Source organism: Photobacterium carnosum (assembly GCF_021236965.1).
Taxonomy (GTDB): Bacteria; Pseudomonadota; Gammaproteobacteria; order Enterobacterales; family Vibrionaceae; genus Photobacterium; species Photobacterium carnosum.
In genome coordinates, this window is the sequence record NZ_WMDN01000003.1 from 14,005 (window position 1) to 34,097 (window position 20,093).

14 protein-coding genes are annotated in these 20,093 nt (G+C 39.6%); 4 read left to right on the forward strand and 10 right to left on the reverse strand.

The window, feature by feature from the left end; translation table 11 throughout:
* Window positions 1–2 precede the first annotated feature (2 nt).
* The 4 genes from GLP24_RS03610 to GLP24_RS03625 all read right to left on the reverse strand — a co-directional run bounded on the left by GLP24_RS03610 (window position 3) and on the right by GLP24_RS03625 (window position 6,899).
* The gene (locus GLP24_RS03610; RefSeq protein WP_232615539.1) at window positions 3–3,167 is read right to left on the reverse strand and encodes an efflux RND transporter permease subunit; all 3,165 of its coding nucleotides are present in this window, start codon (window positions 3,165–3,167) and stop codon (window positions 3–5) included.
* Window positions 3,167–4,888, reverse strand: a complete 1,722-nt coding sequence (locus GLP24_RS03615) for an efflux RND transporter periplasmic adaptor subunit (RefSeq protein ID WP_232615540.1) — start codon at window positions 4,886–4,888, stop codon at window positions 3,167–3,169. The genes GLP24_RS03610 and GLP24_RS03615 overlap by 1 nt, the downstream gene beginning before the upstream one ends.
* A gap of 12 nt (window positions 4,889–4,900) precedes the next feature.
* On the reverse strand, window positions 4,901–6,283 hold the full coding sequence (locus GLP24_RS03620) for a TolC family protein (protein ID WP_232615541.1): 1,383 nt from the start codon (window positions 6,281–6,283) through the stop codon (window positions 4,901–4,903).
* A 223-nt stretch (window positions 6,284–6,506) separates the two neighbouring features.
* The gene (locus tag GLP24_RS03625; RefSeq protein WP_152654386.1) at window positions 6,507–6,899 is read right to left on the reverse strand and encodes a hypothetical protein; all 393 of its coding nucleotides are present in this window, start codon (window positions 6,897–6,899) and stop codon (window positions 6,507–6,509) included.
* A 298-nt stretch (window positions 6,900–7,197) separates the two neighbouring features.
* Between GLP24_RS03625 and lgt the strand changes: the two genes are divergently transcribed.
* Complete coding sequence (gene lgt, locus GLP24_RS03630) at window positions 7,198–7,998, forward strand: prolipoprotein diacylglyceryl transferase (protein WP_045038435.1); 801 nt, start codon at window positions 7,198–7,200, stop codon at window positions 7,996–7,998.
* Window positions 7,999–8,063: 65 nt separating this feature from the next.
* Here lgt and GLP24_RS03635 read toward each other — a convergent pair whose 3' ends face one another.
* From GLP24_RS03635 to GLP24_RS03655, 5 genes are all read right to left on the reverse strand, one after another.
* Window positions 8,064–10,667, reverse strand: coding sequence for a TRAP transporter permease (locus GLP24_RS03635; RefSeq protein ID WP_232615542.1), 2,604 nt, complete (start codon window positions 10,665–10,667; stop codon window positions 8,064–8,066).
* Window positions 10,668–10,796: 129 nt separating this feature from the next.
* A complete protein-coding gene (locus tag GLP24_RS03640) occupies window positions 10,797–11,756 on the reverse strand; it encodes a TAXI family TRAP transporter solute-binding subunit (protein WP_232615543.1) in 960 nt (319 codons plus the stop codon).
* Window positions 11,757–12,130: 374 nt separating this feature from the next.
* On the reverse strand, window positions 12,131–12,973 hold the full coding sequence (locus GLP24_RS03645) for an energy-coupling factor transporter transmembrane component T family protein (protein ID WP_101768908.1): 843 nt from the start codon (window positions 12,971–12,973) through the stop codon (window positions 12,131–12,133).
* A 2-nt stretch (window positions 12,974–12,975) separates the two neighbouring features.
* Window positions 12,976–14,670: an ABC transporter ATP-binding protein gene (locus GLP24_RS03650; protein WP_101768909.1), complete on the reverse strand. Its 1,695-nt coding sequence runs from the start codon at window positions 14,668–14,670 to the stop codon at window positions 12,976–12,978.
* A gap of 2 nt (window positions 14,671–14,672) precedes the next feature.
* The gene (locus GLP24_RS03655; RefSeq protein ID WP_101768910.1) at window positions 14,673–15,224 is read right to left on the reverse strand and encodes an ECF-type riboflavin transporter substrate-binding protein; all 552 of its coding nucleotides are present in this window, start codon (window positions 15,222–15,224) and stop codon (window positions 14,673–14,675) included.
* Between the two features lie 657 nt (window positions 15,225–15,881).
* Between GLP24_RS03655 and uvrY the strand changes: the two genes are divergently transcribed.
* The 3 genes from uvrY to pgsA all read left to right on the forward strand — a co-directional run bounded on the left by uvrY (window position 15,882) and on the right by pgsA (window position 19,065).
* Window positions 15,882–16,526: a UvrY/SirA/GacA family response regulator transcription factor gene (gene uvrY / locus GLP24_RS03660; RefSeq protein WP_080174795.1), complete on the forward strand. Its 645-nt coding sequence runs from the start codon at window positions 15,882–15,884 to the stop codon at window positions 16,524–16,526.
* Entirely contained in the window at window positions 16,526–18,376 is a 1,851-nt protein-coding gene (gene uvrC, locus GLP24_RS03665) for an excinuclease ABC subunit UvrC (RefSeq protein WP_331254159.1), read from the forward strand. Before uvrY ends, uvrC begins: the two co-directional genes overlap by 1 nt.
* Before the next feature lie 131 nt (window positions 18,377–18,507).
* Window positions 18,508–19,065, forward strand: coding sequence for a CDP-diacylglycerol--glycerol-3-phosphate 3-phosphatidyltransferase (gene pgsA, locus GLP24_RS03670; RefSeq protein WP_045038447.1), 558 nt, complete (start codon window positions 18,508–18,510; stop codon window positions 19,063–19,065).
* Between the two features lie 175 nt (window positions 19,066–19,240).
* Here the strand turns inward: pgsA and cobA are convergent, their stop codons facing one another.
* Window positions 19,241–20,062: a uroporphyrinogen-III C-methyltransferase gene (gene cobA / locus GLP24_RS03675; protein ID WP_101768913.1), complete on the reverse strand. Its 822-nt coding sequence runs from the start codon at window positions 20,060–20,062 to the stop codon at window positions 19,241–19,243.
* Window positions 20,063–20,093 lie beyond the last annotated feature (31 nt).

Below are 20,093 nucleotides of genomic sequence, written 5' to 3' on the forward strand. Positions count from 1 at the left end.
ACTCATTCCTTTGTAATTGATGATGAATTTAATAATGCTGTGGTCTTGGTCTTAAGCTCGCGACTTTTCCAAAGCTTGAAGGTAGCTGGTAATACTAATAACGTCAGTAACAGTGCAGATGCCATTCCGCCAATCATTGGTGCGGCAATGCGTTGCATGACTTCAGAGCCCGTACCTGAGCCATACATTATCGGAATCAAACCAATGATAACGGTTAAGACAGTCATCATTACTGGGCGTACACGTAATCCAGCACCTTCACTGATGGCTTGTTGTAAATCATCTGCTGTTAATGAACGTTGTTGCTCTTGAGCATCTTGTTTTTTAAAGGCCCATGATTGATTGAGGTACACCAACATAATCACGCCAATTTCAACGGCGACACCAGAGAGCGCGATAAAGCCAACGCCAACGGCAATTGAGAAATTAAATCCAAGTATGAACATCAGCCATAAACCACCAACCATGGCTAATGGTAGGGTAGTCATAATAATGATTACTTCTTGTACGCGGCGGAAACTGAAATAAAGCAGTAGCATAATAATGGCGAGAGTAATTGGAGTCACAATACTCAAACGGGCTTTTGCGCGTTCCATATATTCATACTGACCAGACCACGTTAATGAATAACCTGCGGGCAGTTTTAATTGTTTCGCTACCACTTGCTGTGCTTCCTCAACGTAAGAACCTAAATCTCGTTGATCAATATCGACAAAAACCCATCCATTTGGACGTGCATTTTCAGTTTTGATCATTGGTGGTCCATCTTCGTAACGAATATCCGCAACATCCGCTAGTGCGATTCGTGCACCATTGGGGGTAATTAATGGCAGATCTTTTAATTTCGCGGCTGAATCACGGTAGGATTGCGGATAACGAACATTAATCGGATAACGTTCTAAGCCTTCAATGGTTTCACCTACGTTCATTCCACCAACCGCGGTAGAGACTATTTGTTGAATATCTTTAATGGCTAATCCATAACGCGCAGCTTGGCGGCGATTAATATCAACCGTGATATAACGGCCACCGGCAACACGTTCGGCATAAACCGAGGTTGTTCCCTTAATGTTTTTTAGAATAGGTTCAAGTTCTGCACCGATCTTTTCGATAACCTTTAGATCTGGGCCTGCGATTTTGATCCCAATGGGTGTTTTGATGCCCGTCGCTAACATATCAATACGGGTTTTGATCGGCATCACCCATGCGTTAGTTAATCCTGGAAATTGGATCAATTTATCTAATTGTTTGCGTAAAGACTCAGTGGTAACACCTTTTCGCCATTGATCTCGTGGCTTGAATTGGATCACGGTTTCTATCATGGTTAATGGTGCAGGATCGGTTGCTGTATCTGCTCGACCAACCTTACCCCAAACTGTAGCGACTTCTGGTACTGTTTTAATCAGTTTATTGGTTTGTTGTAATAACTGACGAGCCTTACCGATAGAGATCCCCGGATAGGTAGTTGGCATATACATTAAATCACCTTCGTCTAACGGTGGAATAAATTCACTGCCAAGTTTTGTTAATGGGTAGTATGAAGAAGCCATTAAACACACCGCAATAACGATGATTGTTTTTGGAAACTTAAGACTTATATTCAATAATGGTCGATAAAGTGCAATCACAGCACGGTTCACGGGGTTTTTATGTTCAGGTAAAATTTTACCGCGAATAAAATAGCCCATTAATACGGGGACTAAAGTAATCGCTAAGCCTGCCGCTGCTGCCATCGCGTAGGTTTTAGTTGATGCTAATGGCGAGAACATCTTGCCTTCTTGTCCTTGGAGCGCGAACACGGGAACAAAACTTAAGGTAATGATCAGCAATGAGAAGAATAAGGGTGTACCAACTTCTTCTGCCGCTTTACCTATTACTTGCCAACGGTTTTCATCGGTAAGTGGGGTACGTTCAATGTGTTTATGCACGTTTTCTATCATCACAATCGCACCGTCAACCATTGCGCCGATTGCAATAGCGATACCGCCTAGTGACATGATATTGGCATTAATACCTTGCCAATGCATGATGATAAAAGCAGATAAAATACCAATCGGTAAGCTAATCGCTATTACTAATGAAGAACGAATGTGGAATAGAAATAGTGCACAGACGATAGCAACCACAAGGAATTCTTCAGCGAGTTTTTGCCACAGATTCTTCACCGCATGGTTAATTAATGTTGAGCGATCATAAGTGGCTACAATCTCAACACCTGCTGGTAAGCCTTGTTGTAACTGTGCCAGTTTAGTCTTGACGTTGGCGATGACTTGACTGGCATTTTCGCCAAAGCGCATCACAATAATGCCACCGACAGCTTCACCTTCACCATTAAATTCAGAAATACCCCGGCGCATTTGCGGACCAATGTTAATATCTGCAATATCCCCGAGTAACAGTGGCGTACCATTTTTGGTTACTTTTAATGGCAGTGATTTTATGTCCTCGATATTGGTTAAATAACCTGTAGTACGCACCATATGTTCGGCTTCAGCCATTTCAATAACGGAAGCACCGGTTTCTTGGTTGCCGTTTTGAATCGCCATATTCACTTGCTGTAACGTGAGGTTATAGGCCCGTAGTTTGGAAGGATCGATTTGAACTTGGTATTGTTTGACCATACCACCAACGGTTGCAACTTCAGAAACACCTGCAACAGTTTGAAGTTCATACTTTAGAAACCAATCTTGTAAACTACGTAATTCGGCTAAATCATGCTTACCTGTTTTATCTTGTAATACATAACTATAAATCCAGCCAACCCCAGTCGCATCTGGTCCTAAGGTCGGTTTTGCATTGGCGGGTAACTTAGGTGCAACTTGGCTTAAATATTCAAGTACACGAGAGCGAGCCCAATACATGTCAGTCTTATCATTAAAGATAATATAGACATAGGAATCGCCAAAGAAAGAATAGCCACGGACCGTTTCAGCGCCCGGTACGGCTAACATAGCTGTTGTTAATGGGTAAGTGACTTGATCTTCGACCACTTGTGGTGCTTGACCTGGGTAACTGGTCTTAATGATGACTTGAACATCAGACAGATCCGGCAGGGCATCGACGGGGGTATTTTTAACGCTGTATAAGCCAGCAACGGTTAAAAATAAGGCCGCAATTAATACCAATAAACGGTTATTGATTGACCAACGAATTATAGCAGGGATCATTATTTATTCTCCATTGGTTTAATATCTTGCAGAGTGTAATCACTGCCATTTTTAATCAGCTTAAACCGAATCGATTGCCCCTGTTTAAGATCGGTTAATGCAATACTATCGTCGACGGTGAAATTCATTTCACCCGCAGGCCATTTCCATTCAGGTACTGCTTGGTGGTTAACCGTGATCATATTAAATGCAGGCATTAACATTGAGATATCACCATTTACCCATACTTCATTGGCAATATTGTGCTTCTGTTTTTTATAATCAATGATGCTATATTGATTATCTGCTGTTTTTTGTAGTTCAAATTTAATCTGTTGACCTACTACTAAGTCTTTAATTTTTATATTTTTATCAATATTAAAATCCATCGTCATCGCAGGCCAATTCCAAGCACTGACTGGCTGGTGGTTGATGGTTAATATTGTTTGATCAGCATTGATCGCAGTGATCTCTCCTTGAGCCCAAGTGACGGCGATTGCTTTATCGACACTGTCGACACCATTAATACGTGAGAGATCAGCCGTTTTATTTGATTCTGAATCAAGCATAAATTGTGCTGACGTGACAATACGATCTGCGGTCGTTAATCCTGCGATAACTTCCACGAGATTATCGGCTTCACGACCAATACGGATCTTTACTGATCGGTATTTTCCATTACCTTCAGCGAGTACAACGCGGGTCATATTGCCTGATCGAATCACGGCTTGAGTCGGGATAGTGAGAACGGCTTTTTCGGTTATCGGGGTTAGGGTGATGTTGGCGAACATATTGGGTTTTAATTGCTCATTATGGTTAGCAAACTTTAACCGCATCCGTAATGTACGTGTTTTGGGATCTAGAATAGGGTAAACATAATCAACTTTGCCTTGCCATTGTTGGCCGGGGATCGCATCTAATGTCATGGTGGCTTTACTGTCAGCGGTTATCCAATGTGCTTGGCGTTCAAATATTTCAGCATTAACCCAGACTTCATTTAAAGGTCCCGCACTAATAGCGGCTTGTGCGGGTGATAAATACCCACCTTCACGAATATTTAAACTCGCAATAACACCATCAGCGATAGCTTTGACTTCGATGGTCTTCGTTGCTTTCCCCGTTTTGATAATATGTTTAATTTGTTGTTTGTCGACCCCAAGTGCGGCTAAACGATCACGGGCACCTTGCATTAAACCACTACGACCAGTGCGATAAGCATTAAGTAATTCTTGCTGAGATTTAACTAATTCAGGCGAATAAAGGGTAAATAATACATCGCCTTTATGTACATGTTCACCGACAGCATTGACGTATAATTTTTGAACCCAACCACTGACACGAATATTAGTTTGCCAAAGATGACTTTCATCAAAAGCAACATAACCGATGGTATTTATTTTGGGTTCAAGTTTTTGCTTAATGACTGCTGCTGTTTTTACACCTAAGTTATTTTCAACCGCAGCATCAATAATTACCGTACCTGCAACATTTTCTTTTGCTGTGGTTTTTTCCGCATAAACAGGAATGAGATCCATGCCCATTGGTGATTTACCCGGTTTATCACGTTGGTAATTAGGATCCATTGGGGCTACCCAATATAACGGATCATTATTGGTCGTTGTTGTTTCAGCTGTGGTCATTGATGCTGAATGACGCGATAGATAATGTGTAATAGTTACACCAATAGCAGCACCAATAAGTAAGGCAACTGTCGCAATTTTGAGCGTATTTTTTGACGTCATGGTATTACCTACTTATTGATTATTATTATTGATGGTTGTTGAATGCTGAAGCTGCAACGATTGTGGTTGAACATCAAAACCATTGATTAATGAGGCTAAATTGCTGTTAGTAATGTTTAAGTCGGTAATAATCCGTGCTTGTTCAATGACTAAGGTAAGCTCATCAGTGGCTGCGGTGATCACATTATTAAACTGCGCCGTATTATTTTGATAGCCCCGTTCTACAGCTTGTGTACGTGCTTTAGCTTGAGTCAGAAGGGTGGTTGTATAACGCGATAAGCGCTGGCTTAAATTATCGCGTTCAACCAGTAAGGCATTTACCTTGGCGTTCATTTGATTGAGCAATAGATCACGTTGTGATTTTGCCGCTCCCACTTGATATTGCGCAGCCGCATAATGGTGATCTTGACGGTTATCTGTAAACAGCGGCAGATCCATGGTGAGATAGGCACTCACCAGATCAGAGGCTGGTTTGCCAGACATACCATTGGCTTGGCGAGAGGCATACATAACTTCAATGCCAAATTGAGGTTTATAGGCTTGTTGGCTAATGGCGACTTGGGTTTCATTTGCAGAAATAGCACTATTGGCAATAAGTACCAGTGGGTGTTGTTTCAGTAATGAATAATGTTGGGTAGTGGCGGTTAAACGCGGCATTAATTGGTTAAGATGTTGCCAAGATAACTGGTTTGATGCTTTGATTATTGTTTGCGTTGTGAGCCAATCAGCGCCCAGCCATTCAGACAGTTGTGCCATGATACGATGTTGTGTTTGTCGGTTTGTTTGTAATTTGTCTTCTATTTTGACGACTTGCAGTTGAACTTGGAGTAAATCTTGTGCCTCACCGCTACCGATAGCGTAGTTAGTCTTGGTGAAATTGGCTAATTCCGTTATAAGGCGGTGGTTACGTTGTAAGGTACGATAAACTGATTGTTGATAGCCTAATTCTAACCATAATTGGGTCATTTTATTGGTAATATCAAGTTCACGAACCGCATGTTGAATACCAATAGCTGTTGCTTGGATATCACCTTTTTGTTGTTGTAAATCAAGGGTGTCACCACGGTCAAATTGTTGCATTAAACCAATCGATAATGTGGTCATTGGATCAGTATTTAGAGAAAAACTGTTCGTTGGCAAACCACCAATACCCAGTTTTAATTTGGGATCAGGTAAGCTGTTAGTGCCTAAACTGGTTTCTTGCATTGCACGCTGTTGAGCACTAATTTGCGCCATATTGGCATCGTTTTTAATCGCTTTAGTGATCAGTTGTGTTAATTGTTGCGATTGCTCAGTTTTTGCCGACGCAGTTGTTAATGGTGACGCAAGCAGTGTTACCGGTGTTATTGCGCTAGCACTGGCAATCAGCACTAACATAGAAGTTGTAACGTTCATAACGTAATCCAATCTTCCACAAGCGAATATAAAACAATATTAGTGATGATCTAATTATTATTACGTAGTTAATTAAGTAATAACGGTTTAGAACAGTCATTGAATTAAATAAGGCTTATGGTGATCTTAGATCTGCTGCAAAATAATTAAATACAGATCATAAGATACAATTAATCTATCACGGACAATAATGATGTCGTGAGTAAAAATAGATTAAACGGATTTATGCTATTGGAGGGCGATATAACGTTGGCGTGGTAGTATTTAATTGGTGTGTTTTTTCTATAGCGATGAGCGTCAGATTTGATGGCTGAGATAAGTTTTCAAATTGGCTCGGGAGAAAAGCAATATTACTTAAACATGCGATAGAGCAACAATTATCAACGCCACCCATTTTATCGCAATGTGCTGCCGATTGTTGTGCTTGATGGTGTTCATGAGATGTCATTGATTCATCATCACAGCAATCCATCGTTGATGACATTATCATCATTGAATTATTCATGCTGAGCATTTTTATCGACATTAAAGGCGCACTGGAAGCAACACTTGATAGCAATAATGCTATAAGCGTAAAGCTTGTAATCCAAATTGTGCGAAGACGTTTAATATACATCTTGAGCCTTTAATTAAAGTTAAGTTATTATTATATGCGATAATTGTAGTTTGAGGTCAAGTATTAATTGTTATTTAAAGGGGTAATTAGCGCATAAAATGACAAATATAGTGCGTTAATATGTTTACTATATTGCTCAGTGCTTTTTTTGTGCTGTATTATTAACCGTATTTATTATAAATAGTTTGATAAATTAAGCTGCGGTTTATTCACCCCACTGGTTTTTCTTGCTAATCTGTAATCATTATCGATAGCATTTGTTATTTTTGGCTATTGTTCACTCAGAAGGTAATCTTGTTTGAATCATTTTGTTTGGGATGTTAATCCAATACTAGTGTCATTCTTTGGTTTAAAGATACATTGGTATGGCGTGCTATTTGCGCTCGCTATTACGTTTGGCTTCCAAGTTATGAAGTCAATTTATGAACGTGAAAATAAGCCAATTGAAAGCTTAGATTCATTACTTATGTATGCCGTGGTCGGTATCATTGTTGGCGCTCGATTATTTCATGTGGTGTTCTACGATCCAGATTACTACTGGGCACATCCAGCGAAAATTTTTGCTGTATGGGAAGGTGGACTTGCCAGTCATGGTGGTGGTTTAGGTTTAATCATTGCGGTTTACTATTACAGTAAAAAGTATGCTATTGACCGTATGTGGCTTCTTGATCGATTAGCAATAGCAACCGCATTGTTTGGTTTCTTTGTCCGTTTTGGTAATTTCTTTAACTCGGAAATCTTAGGCACCCCAAGTAATTTGCCATGGGCGGTTGTGTTTGAACGTGTTGATTTAATACCACGTCATCCGGTTATGCTTTATGAAGGCTTTTCTTACTTAGCAATATTCTTCTTATTATTTGCTTTATATAGAAAAACCGATATCGGTAAGTATAAAGGATTGCTGTTGGGTTGGTTCTTAGTCTTGGTGATGACAGTACGATTCTTACTAGAATTTATTAAAGTACACCAAGCGGATTACTCAACCGATATGGTGATTAATACCGGTCAGTTATTAAGTATTCCATTTATTTTAGTGGGCATCTATTTGGTGATTAAAGGCCAAAGAGAACGTCGTTTACAACACGCTAAAAATAGCTAATGTAATGCTTTAAAATTTTAAAAATAGACAATAGAAAGCCGATCAGATGATCGGCTTTTTTTTGTTTATACGATGGCGGATTTTTGTGGTGTTTTTGCTACTGGTGCTGACAGTAAACGTCGACGCTGATTTTGAATTATTATCCCAAATAATAATATTGCAGGTAGCCAAAACCATTCTTTACGCCAGCGTTCTACTGGGACTCTAATATCGAGAATCTGTTGATCAAATTGTAATTGTTCTTTAGCGGCAGGGCTGCCAAAAGTTACCATGTCAATCAATGTCTTGCCTTGGCTTTGATAGGTTTCAATACCAATATTTGTCAGTTTTTGTTGGCCGGTATTACCCTTAGGAACGGTAAATAACACGCTAAACTCTCGGTGTTTACCAATCGCATCTTCACCAGCCATTCGCATTCGAATAACATTGCCAGCAGGTAGAGTATCAAGGGTTTTTACTAAGTGTGTTGGCGCGATATTTTGAAAAGGATCCACTATTAAGTCTTGCCAAAAACCGGGACGAAATAGAGTAAATGAGATCAATAATAACGCGATATTTTCATACCAACGATTACGAGTAATAAACCAGCCTTGGGTTGCCATCGCAAAAATAAGCATCGCAATGGTTGCAATAATAAAGATAATAATACCATGGGTTACAGTGACATCGATCAGTAATAAATCAGTATTAAAGATAAACAAAAACGGTAATGCGGCGGTTCGTAAGCTGTAATAAAACGCGGTGATACCGGTTTTTATTGGATCGCCTTTTGATACGGCGGCAGCGGCAAATGAGGCTAATCCAACCGGAGGAGTTACATCCGCCATAATACCAAAGTAGAACACAAATAGATGTACAGCGATTAACGGTACAATTAAGCCATTTTGCTGACCTAGCGTTACAATAACGGGCGCTAATAAGCTTGAGACCACAATATAGTTAGCGGTAGTTGGCAGTCCCATACCAAGTATAAGGCTTAATAGTGCGGATAAAATTAGCATCAGCATTAAATTGCCCATTGATAGCATTTCAACTAAATCTGCTAGAATTAAACCCACACCTGTTTGAGAAACAGCACCGACTATAATTCCCGCGGTAGCAGTGGCAATACCTATTCCTATCATATTACGTGAGCCTGCAATTAAGGCTTCAATCAGATCATTTTTGCCGTCATTGAAATTGCCATAATGATAACCGTCTTTACGTAATAAACTTAGTAGCGGACGTTGAGTGATGATAATACCAACCAACATTACCGAGCCCCAAAAAGCTGATAGTCCTGGAGATAAACGCTCGACCATTAAACACCACACTAATACCACGACAGGTAAAATAAAATGTAACCCTGCTAATAAGACGCTGCGTGTTTCTGGCAATTCATCCAAGGGCGCATCAGGATCATCAGCCGGTAATGGTGGGTGAGTGGCGGCTACTTTGAGTAAACCGAGATAAACTGCAATTAATAATCCGCCAATGGCATAAGCTGCATAATTACCTAATAACGGTTTGATCCATCCTAAGCCATAATAGATAGTTAACGAAAAACCACTGACCAACAAACACCCAAAACTAAAACTGGTTAAACGCACTAACCACGGTTTATGGTGCTTAGGTTCAATTGCGGTCATTCCTAACTTTAGGGCTTCTAAGTGAACAATATAAAGCAGAGTAATGTATGAAATAGCCGCAGGTAAAAATGCATGCTTAATAATGTCGATATAAGGAATGCCGACATATTCGACCATTAAAAAAGCCGCAGCGCCCATAACAGGAGGCATAATTTGCCCGTTTACCGAAGATGCAACTTCTATTGCGCCTGCTTTTTCTTTGCTAAATCCGACTTTGCGCATCATTGGAATAGTAAAAGTACCAGTTGTAACAACGTTAGCAATTGATGAGCCAGATATTAAGCCTGTTAACCCCGATGCGACCACGGCAGCTTTTGCTGGTCCGCCTCGAAGGTGACCTAATAAACTAAAGGCTAATTGAATAAAATAATGCCCAGCACCTGCACGCTCAAGTAAAGCGCCAAATAGCACAAACAAAAAAACAAAGCTGGTGGATACCCCAAGTGCGATTCCAAATACGCCTTCAGTGGTGATCCATTGATGATTCGCAAGTGAAGCAAATTGTACACCGCGATGGGCGAGTAATCCCGGCATCCAAGGGCCCGCAAAACTATAACCAATAAAGCCTAGTGCAATAAGAGGTAAAGCTGGGCCTAAGACTCGTCGGGCAGCTTCTAGTAATAACGGTAAGCCAATACACGCAATGACTAAATCAAATTGGGTTAAACTGCCGGGGCGCTGGGCTAATTCATTATACATAACAAATAAATACAATGAGGTAGCTGCCGCAATCATCCCTAAAGCAATATCACTATAAGGTACCCGATCTGTGGCTGAAGAGTGTCTGGCAGGAAAGACTAAAAAGGCAAGAATAAGCGCAAAGGCTAAGTGAATAGCGCGAGTTTCGGTGTCATTAAAAACCCCGAGACCAATAATAAAAGGCAGTGGGGATGCGATCCACAATTGAAACAGTGACCATGAAATAGCTAAAAAGGTAATAACTTTTGCCATCATTCCTGTCGGTAAACGCGCGCCGACATCTTTCGCAATCAGATCTTCTGTTGAAAGCGGGTTATCGAGTATTAGATTATGTTGAGTCATAAGTCTTCACTTACTTGTTAACACTAATGAAAACAGAAAACGTTATTAAAGCAATGGCATGCTATGTATTTTCATTAGTAAAAAAGAAGGGTAAGCGAGATAAGTGACTATCTCGCTTGGCGGTGGAATTTACATCCAGCCACGTTCTTTGTAGTAGCGAATAGCGCCATCATGTAGCGGCGCGGTTAAACCGGTTTTTATCATATCGGTTTCTTTTAGTTCAGCAAAAGCAGGATGTAAGCGTTTGAAACGATCCATGTTAGTAAAGACTGATTTCACTAATTGATACACCATTTCGGGATCAGTATCGGCATTGGTTGATAACACCGCTTTACCACCAATAGAAACGGTATCATTTGGGTTACCACGGTACATACCACCAGGAATAATCGCTTTAGTGAAATAGCTCTTTTCTTTTAATAGTGCATCAATCTCAGGGCCTGTAACCGCAATTAAACGGGTATCTGTTGTGGTAGAAGCTTCTTGAATCGCGCCGTTTGGGTGACCAACAAAGTAGCTCATCGCATCAATTTTATTATCACTCATTGCAGGCGCTTGTTCGGCTGGTTTGAGATCAGAAACCAGACTGAAAATATCACTATTCCAATTTTTAACCGTTAAAATCTGCTCAAACGTATCACGTTGTCCTGAACCTGGATTGCCTAAGTTCACTCGCTTATTCTTTAAATCGTCAAAGGTCTTAATACCTGAATCTTCACGAGCAAGAATGGTAAACACTTCACTTTGTAGAGAGAAAACCGCACGAATAGCGGGCATTTTGCCATGATCTTGAAAAGGGGCTAATCCGTTAAGCGCTTTAAACTGATGATCAGATTGCATAATGCCAAAGTTGTATTCATGGCTGCGCAGGCCATTTACGTTAGCCACACCACCACCACTGGTTGGGGCATTACATTTGATGTGGTGAGTATCCGTTGTGCGGTTTACAAATCGACAAATAGATTGTCCTGCAATGTAATAAACACCCGTTTGACCACCCGTACCTATCGAGATAAAAGTGTCAGCGGCCGTAGCGAAGCTTGAGCAAAGTATTCCGCCTAATGTGCTAATAATAGCGAGTAATTTCATTTTAAAATCCTTTTAATGATTATTACAGAGTGATAATTGTTGTTTTCTTTATCACTGTGGTATTTATGCTATTTTTGTATTTATTAGTCTGTGCGTTGTGTTTTTTAATGATTTTTAGTTATAAAAACGTGACTGTCTGTTTGACTAGTAAGCGTTAAGTTTGTTTTTTGTTAATTTAAAGTACGGTTTAATTAATACGCTGACAATAAGTAAAAAGTTGCTTTTCTTATAATTTGAGAAATAGAGCAATATTATTAATAAGAGATGGAATGAAAATAAGGATAACAAGAAGGTAATGAAGAGATGAATTACAGCGAGTTAAACGAAAAAACCGCCAATAAATGACGGTTTTTTATTATGATTTAAAGGCAGTCTTAATGAAAAGGATACCAGAATAAAGTTGTAGATTGATAACGATGCAAAATGCCAAGCCCAAGTACAAGAGCAATAATAACTAGCGCAATGACATCATTTTTTGTCATCGGTTTTAAGCTATACCAACTGCGTTTTTTATTACGACCAAAACCACGTAATGTCATCGCATTGGAGATCACATCAGCGCGATCTAAACTTGAAAAAATCAGTGGGCCGAGAATCTTGGCAACATTACGAATACGTGTCATCACTGGCGCATTTTTTGAAATATCTACCCCTCGTGCTTGTTGAGCATGCATGATATTAGTGAAATCTTTCATCACTTCAGGTAAATAACGTAACGTTAAACTAACCGCATAAGCAATACGGTAAGGGACACCTAATTTATTTAAACTGGCTGAAAATTCCGTTGGATGAGTAGTAAAAACAAATACTAACGCAATTGGGAACATACTAAAATATTTCAGCGTGACGGTTAGTAAGTAAAATACCGTTTCAAGAGTAATATTATAGTGACCAAAAAGGTGCACGAGTACAGTGGTCGAATGCATGTAATCGGTGCCTTGTTGAGGGGCAATCAAAAACATAAATAATGCATTCATTAATAGTACGACCGCGGTACCGACTAATAACGGTTTATAGACAGCAAAAGGGATTTTAGTGGCTTTAAGTAGCAATAAACCCACGATGATTAATCCACAGATAACGCGTAGATCAAAGGTGAGTAACACCATTGTTACCCACGCCATAAATAGCACAAATTTAGTAATGCCGTTTAAGGCATGAAGCCAAGAATTGGTGTTGACATAACTGATGCCAAATTTTAAATGTTTGCTTTTCATGGTTATTTATTTTTTACTTCGTGGGCGATAAAACAGCGAATAAATTGATCAATATGCTCAATACCCATCGCCTGAGCTAATGAATATAAGCTAGTAACGGTTAAGTTTGCTTGATCCAATAATGCTGGTTGGCTAAAGATATGATTAACTTTATCATCGGTAAGTAAGCGATTATCGGCAATGACAATCGCGCGTTGGGTATATTCAAGCACTAAGTGCATGTCATGTGAAATAATCACAATGGTTAGCCCAAGCTTTTGATTTAGTTCTTGAATAAACGCCATCATTGCAGTGTAGTGATGATAATCTTGTCCCGCTGTTGGCTCATCGAGGATCAGTAATTCAGGCTCAAGCACTAACATTGTCGCAATTGTAACGCGTTTTTTCTGACCAAAACTTAATGCATCGACAGGCCAGTGGTGATAGCGACCTAGGCCACAAAGTTTAAGCGTTTTTTCTACTTTGATTTTAATCTGTGCTTCATCCATGCCACGGTTACGTAGCCCTGATGCAACTTCATCAAAAATCATATGATGTGAGATCATATGATTCGGATTTTGCATTACCACCCCAATGTGCTGGCTACGCTCAAAAATAGATTGGTTCGTTAAGTCGTTACCATTAAGGGTGATGATACCTTCATCGGCTTCTAACACGCCCATGATTAAACGGGTGATGGTAGATTTACCCGAGCCATTTTTACCCATAATGGCAACAAATTCGCCTTTATGAATATCAAAGCTAACGTCGTCTAACGTCTTGCGAACACCATCATAAGAATAACTAAGGTTGTTAACGCTTAATAGCACATCTTGTACGGGATCTAATTGAGGTTGTTTAACTTGATGGAACCAATCTTCTATTTGAGGTTTGAATTTATCAAGATTAATGGTTGAAAAATATGCAGGCTTATCTTCAGCTGTGATCGTACATCCGGCTGCTTTTATGGCAGAAATATATAATGGTTCACGGATACCGTGTTGCTGTAATAACGGGCTGGCTAAAAGATCATCCGGTGTCATATCTGCAATGATTTCACCACGTTCCATCATAATAATACGATCAATTGGACGGTGTAATACGTCTTCTAAACGGTGTTCAATAATGATCACCGTTTTGTTTGAATCTTTATGTAGATTATCAATGATCTCAATTGCTGCTTTACCCGTTTTGGGGTCAAGGCTGGCTAGTGGCTCATCAAATAATAAAATATCAACGTCATCCACCATGACACCCGCCATAGAGACACGTTGTTTTTGACCGCCACTTAGTTCAAAAGGAGAGTGATCTAAAATACTGTTTAAATCGACCATATCGGCGGTTGCTTGCACGATTTCACGCATTTGTTGTTGCGGAATCATTTGGTTTTCAAGTGCAAAAGCAATATCTTCGCCTACACTTAATCCCACAAATTGACCATCGGTGTCTTGGAGTACCGTACCGACCATACTGGTACAGTGATCAAGATCTAATGTGCGGGTATTCTTACCATTAATATATAACTCGCCGCTACAATCACCTTTAATAGCATGCGGTATTAGTCCGTTTAGGCATTGTCCTAATGTTGATTTCCCACAACCACTTGGACCAATAAGCGCAATTTTTTCGCCTTTGTTAATTGTCAGATTAATATTTTTAAGCGTTGGATTTTCAAGCGCCCAATATTTGAACGAAAAGTTATTAAAGACGATACTCATTATTAATAAGCCTCTTTTAAGTTGAAGCTTTGCTGCTTACGTTTAGCGACCGATGTCAGGATTAAATGGCCAACAAGGGCAATAATGATGGTATTACTTAATGCAATAATGACTAATTGCACTAATACTTTGGTAAATGGTTCTGCATAGAGGACCGCATCAAGAAAAGCGGAGCAGCCATATCCCACGACATTGGCGACAAATGCAAGTGCCACAAATAGGCTAAAATCAAGTTTAGAAAAAAGTCCCATATCTAAACGGCCACGAGTAAGAATAGGGTAGAGTCCAATAATCAAACCAACAATGCCTGAGCCAAGTTCCCATGTGAACCATACTCCCCAACCGGCAAATAGGTCTGTTACCCAGTGACCAATAATGCCAACAAGAAAACCGACAAGAGGACCAAAAAGAACGGCAAATAAGGCTAATACTGCCATGGCTGGTTTTAAAGTGGTGTTAGCAAAGACAGGAATACCGAACATAGGTAAACCACCGATGCCATATAAGGCTGCACCAATTGCAATAACAACAACTGTTTTAGCAGAAAGACTCATAACTTAACCTTGTTAACTCAGTCATCGAGACATTCAGCCATCGATGAAATGCAATAATTGGATTATAAAGGTGCTTATGGTTGTAATCATCGTGTTACAGATTAGACAGACCATGCTAATCAGCAAAGTACCGTGATAGTAATGACTATCATTTTGGGTAACTCAGCATTAATAATCCATTATTAAGCAGGAGCGGTGTAAGTCTTTTCAATATGAAAACGCAGTATGTCGTAAATGTGAAACCAAAAGCGGCGCTATGATAACGTAATCTCTCACGGAAAGGAACGCTTTACATCTAGACGGCTAAAGAATAATCAGCATTAGTTTATCTTATCAAATTTAGGTTAATAAAGTGTTATAGCTTACTGATTTGGCTGTTTTTTATCATGGTATTGTTAGCATATGTGCAGACTAATTTTTTGGGGCTTTATTTTTATTATAAAATAGACAATAATCGAACAACGGTCATTATTTTACAGCGCGTAAAAAATAGATAACCGTAAACTGTCAAGTCTTAACTTTATGTGAAACTTTGCACTGAGACACAGAATCAGTATGAGGTTAGCGTTGAAGTTAAGGTAGAATTATAAGTATTAGTGAGTTAGCTGTCCCGCCATTGTGGCCGGGTGCAGAGCCAAATCATATTGGAGATACAGCTTGATTAATGTATTCCTTGTAGATGATCACGAACTGGTTCGCACAGGGATCCGACGTCTTCTTGAAGATGTCCGTGGTATTAAGGTGGTAGGGGAAGCCATCAGTGGTGAGGAAGCCGTAAAATGGTGTCGTAGCAATCATGCCGACATTATTCTTATGGATATGAATATGCCAGGTATCGGCGGTCTTGAAGCGACTCGTAAAATTTTACGCTTCAATCCCGATGTTAAAATTATTGTATTAACTGTACACACTGAAAATCCGTTTCCAACCAAAGTTATGCAAGCGGGTGCTTCGGGTTATTTGACCAAGGGTGCAGGGCCAGATGACATGGTTAACGCTATTCGTATGGTTAATAGTGGTCAACGGTATATTTCATCTGAAATTGCTCAACAAATGGCTTTAAGTCAGTTCGCGCCAGATTCAGAAAATCCATTTAAAGAACTGTCAGAGCGTGAATTACAGATCATGATGATGATCACCAAAGGACAAAAAGTTACTGATATATCAGAACAATTAAGTTTAAGTCCTAAAACAGTAAATAGTTACCGTTATCGCTTATTTAATAAGTTAAATATTAGTGGTGATGTTGAGTTAACACATTTGGCGATTCGTCATGGCATGCTTGATACTGAGACTTTATAGTGTCAGAGCACGTTGATGATGTCAGTTTTGATGCTCAAGGTTTTCTCAAAACGGTCACTCACCAACCTGGCGTCTACCGTATGTACGACGCCAGCGGTGAGATCATCTATGTTGGTAAAGCCAAAGATCTCAAAAAACGCCTATCCAGTTATTTCCGTATTAATGTTAACGGTGAAAAAACGCGCGCGTTAGTCAAAAATATTCGTAAAGTTGATGTGACTGTTACTCACACTGAAACTGAAGCATTGATCCTCGAACATAATTATATTAAGCAGTATTTACCTAAATATAATGTCTTATTGCGTGATGATAAGTCTTATCCTTATATTTTGCTAAGTGCCAGTAAACATCCTCGGCTATCCATTCATCGTGGCGTTAAACGCCGTAAAGGTGAATATTTTGGTCCTTATCCTGATGTTTCTGCTGTACGTGAAAGTTTGCATCTTATGCAAAAAATATTTCCTATCCGCCAATGTGAAGATTCTGTTTACGCTAACCGTAGTCGTCCCTGTTTGATGTATCAAATTGGTCGATGTTCTGGTCCTTGTGTTAAAGGGTTAGTCTCTGATGATGATTATCAACAACAAGTGCAATGGGTAAGATTATTTCTACAAGGTAAAGATCGGCAAGTGATCAATACTATGGTGGAAAAAATGGAGCAGGCGAGTGCTGTTCTGGCGTTTGAACGTGCTGCTGTTTATCGTGATCAGATCCAAGCCTTGCGTCGTATTCAAGAGCAGCAGTTTGTTAGTCAAGATAATCACGATGATTTAGATGTTATCGGTATTGCTCATCAAAATGGTATGGCGTGTATTCATGGTCTTTATATTCGTCAGGGTAAGATTTTAGGTAGTCGCAGTTATTTTCCTAAAATGCCTATCGATGCTTCGTTAACTGAAGTGTTATCAAGTTTTGTTACCCAGTTTTATTTTAATCAAGCTGAAGGACGGGTTATTCCGAGCCTTATTCTTTTAAGTGAAGAACTCGGGGATGATTGTGAGGCTATTTTAGCTGCATTATCTGAGCTTGCAGGCCGTAAGATAACGATTAAATATCATCCTCGTGGTGCACGAGCCAAGTATTTACAATTAGCACAAACAAATGCCGAAACGGCGCTAACCAGTAAATTAAATCATCGAATGACGATTCAAGAGCGTTTTTTTGCACTGCAACAAGCATTAAACTTAAAACCTATCTCTCGAATGGAATGTTTTGATATTAGCCATACCATGGGTGAAAAAACCGTGGCATCTTGTGTGGTCTTTAATCATGAAGGTCCATTAAAGCAAGAATACCGCCGTTATAATATTACTGGGATCACTGGTGGTGATGATTATGCAGCGATGGCACAAGTATTAGATCGTAGGTATAGTAAAAATATGGAATTGGATAAAATTCCAGATATAATTTTTATTGATGGGGGTAGAGGTCAGCTCTCAAGAGCGTATGATGTTGTTAGACCTTATATTGCTGAGTGGCCGAAACGACCAATGTTAGTGGGTGTTGCAAAGGGAACCACACGAAAACCAGGGCTTGAAACCTTAATTTTCGTGACGGGTGAAGAATTATCTATGCCAAGTGATTCTCCCGCGTTACATTTAATCCAACATATTCGTGATGAAAGTCATAATCATGCGATCAGTGGTCACCGTGCCCAGAGAGCAAAAGTAAGAAAGCGTAGTACACTTGAAGATGTCGAGGGAGTTGGACCCAAGCGGCGTCAAGCTTTATTAAAATACATGGGTGGAATGCAAGAACTGAAAAAAGCAAATAAAGAAGAAATAGCTAAAGTACCAGGTATCAGTTTAGCTTTAGCAGAAAAAATAGTCGATGCATTGCAACATGGTTAGTCTGTCACTTTGAAGGTCATCATTGTTACAGTACTTTATTGGTTGAATTTACACGAAAGGCATACTCTGTTATTTTTTAGAGTAACCTCGGTTGTATCTTAGACCCAGATCTTGAATATAAGAATAAAATTATGCGTTTATCAATCCCAAATATTTTAAGTTTTATCCGGCTCATTCTTATCCCATTTTTTGTTATTACCTTTTATTTACCTTATGAATGGTCGGCGTTTGCAACTGCGTTAATCTTTTGGGTGGCAGGCGTAACAGATTGGTTTGATGGTTATCTTGCACGTAAACTCAATCAAACAACCCGTTTTGGTGCTTTTATTGACCCTGTTGCCGATAAATTAATGGTTGTAACCGCGATGGTGTTGGTGGTTGAACATTATCATACCCTTTGGGTAACTGTGCCTGCTATTACAATGATTGGACGTGAGATTATTATTTCAGCATTACGTGAGTGGATGGCTGAACTCGGTAAACGAGCAAGTGTAGCCGTTTCATGGGTCGGTAAAGTAAAAACTGCCTCACAAATGTTTGCGTTATTATTACTACTATGGCATCCACATCAATATGTTGTGTGGCTAGGTTATGCATCGCTTTACATTGCAATGGTACTAACTTACTGGTCAATGGTGCAGTATCTTAAAGCGGCTAAAGGTGATTTGTTAAACGCAGATAATCACTAAATAACGTTAAATATTGGCTAACAAATAAAGAAATGGCGAGCTAATAAGCTCGCCATTTTTGTTTCTAGTCTTTTATCTTTGTTGTCTGAATCGATATATTATTGGTGCTATTTTAATGTGGCAAATATCATTAACACCTTACTTATCAATTCCTTATTATATCAATAGTATAAGATTATCCACAGCACTGTAAAGGTTGTTCAATATTGATTGAATCTGTTTGTTGCTTAAACCAATTAAGTTGTTGTGATAATAAGGTCACGCTACCGATAATAATAAGAGCGGGGCTAGCTGCTTGTTTAGCGAGTGTTTCTATCTGAGCTAATTCTCCCGTTAAAACACGTTGCTGAGCCGTGGTGCCACGTTCCACAATTGCGATTGGTGTTGCGAGTGACATGCCATAAGCACTGAGTTTATGACGAATGGCACTGCTTTGATTGAGTCCCATATAAAATACGAGTGTATGTTTAGCACGTGCTAGTGATAGCCAATCAATTTGATCCTGACCTTGTTTTAGATGCCCGGTAATAAACTGGACACTTTGCGCATGATCGCGATGGGTCAATGGAATGCCTGCATATGCAGCACAGCCTGATGCGGCTGTGATCCCTGGAACAACTTCAAAAGGAATATTAAAAGGCAGTAATGCTTCTAATTCTTCACCGCCACGACCAAAAATAAACGGGTCTCCACCTTTTAAGCGTATTACTTGCTTGCCGGCTAAAGCATGTTTAACTAATAAATCATTTATTTGTTGCTGGGGGACGCAGTGATTACCAGCTTCTTTACCCACAAAAATTGATTGGCAGTGCGGTGGAAATAACGCAATAATTTCACCAGAGACTAAACGATCATAAATAATGACATCAGCTTGTTGAATCAAACGCATTGCTTTTACCGTTAGCAAGTCAGGATCGCCAGGGCCAGCACCGACAAGGATAACTTTACCAACACTTTTTGGTGTTGATAATGTATAAAAAGTGTCTTGTTGTGACATAAGTTTACTCCAAGGCTGTGTCATTATTATT

What these genes read in the sequence shown, in the direction of transcription:
- GLP24_RS03635 (WP_232615542.1), bottom strand. Translation starts at nt 10,667, where the DNA reads ATGACTCAACATAATCTAATACTCGATAACCCGCTTTCAACAGAAGAT.
- GLP24_RS03655 (WP_101768910.1), bottom strand. Translation starts at nt 15,224, where the DNA reads ATGAGTCTTTCTGCTAAAACAGTTGTTGTTATTGCAATTGGTGCAGCC.
- GLP24_RS03640 (WP_232615543.1), bottom strand. Translation starts at nt 11,756, where the DNA reads ATGAAATTACTCGCTATTATTAGCACATTAGGCGGAATACTTTGCTCA.
- GLP24_RS03620 (WP_232615541.1), bottom strand. Translation starts at nt 6,283, where the DNA reads ATGAACGTTACAACTTCTATGTTAGTGCTGATTGCCAGTGCTAGCGCA.
- GLP24_RS03645 (WP_101768908.1), bottom strand. Translation starts at nt 12,973, where the DNA reads ATGAAAAGCAAACATTTAAAATTTGGCATCAGTTATGTCAACACCAAT.
- GLP24_RS03625 (WP_152654386.1), bottom strand. Translation starts at nt 6,899, where the DNA reads ATGTATATTAAACGTCTTCGCACAATTTGGATTACAAGCTTTACGCTT.
- GLP24_RS03650 (WP_101768909.1), bottom strand. Translation starts at nt 14,670, where the DNA reads ATGAGTATCGTCTTTAATAACTTTTCGTTCAAATATTGGGCGCTTGAA.
- pgsA (WP_045038447.1), top strand. Translation starts at nt 18,508, where the DNA reads ATGCGTTTATCAATCCCAAATATTTTAAGTTTTATCCGGCTCATTCTT.
- GLP24_RS03615 (WP_232615540.1), bottom strand. Translation starts at nt 4,888, where the DNA reads ATGACGTCAAAAAATACGCTCAAAATTGCGACAGTTGCCTTACTTATT.
- cobA (WP_101768913.1), bottom strand. Translation starts at nt 20,062, where the DNA reads ATGTCACAACAAGACACTTTTTATACATTATCAACACCAAAAAGTGTT.
- GLP24_RS03610 (WP_232615539.1), bottom strand. Translation starts at nt 3,167, where the DNA reads ATGATCCCTGCTATAATTCGTTGGTCAATCAATAACCGTTTATTGGTA.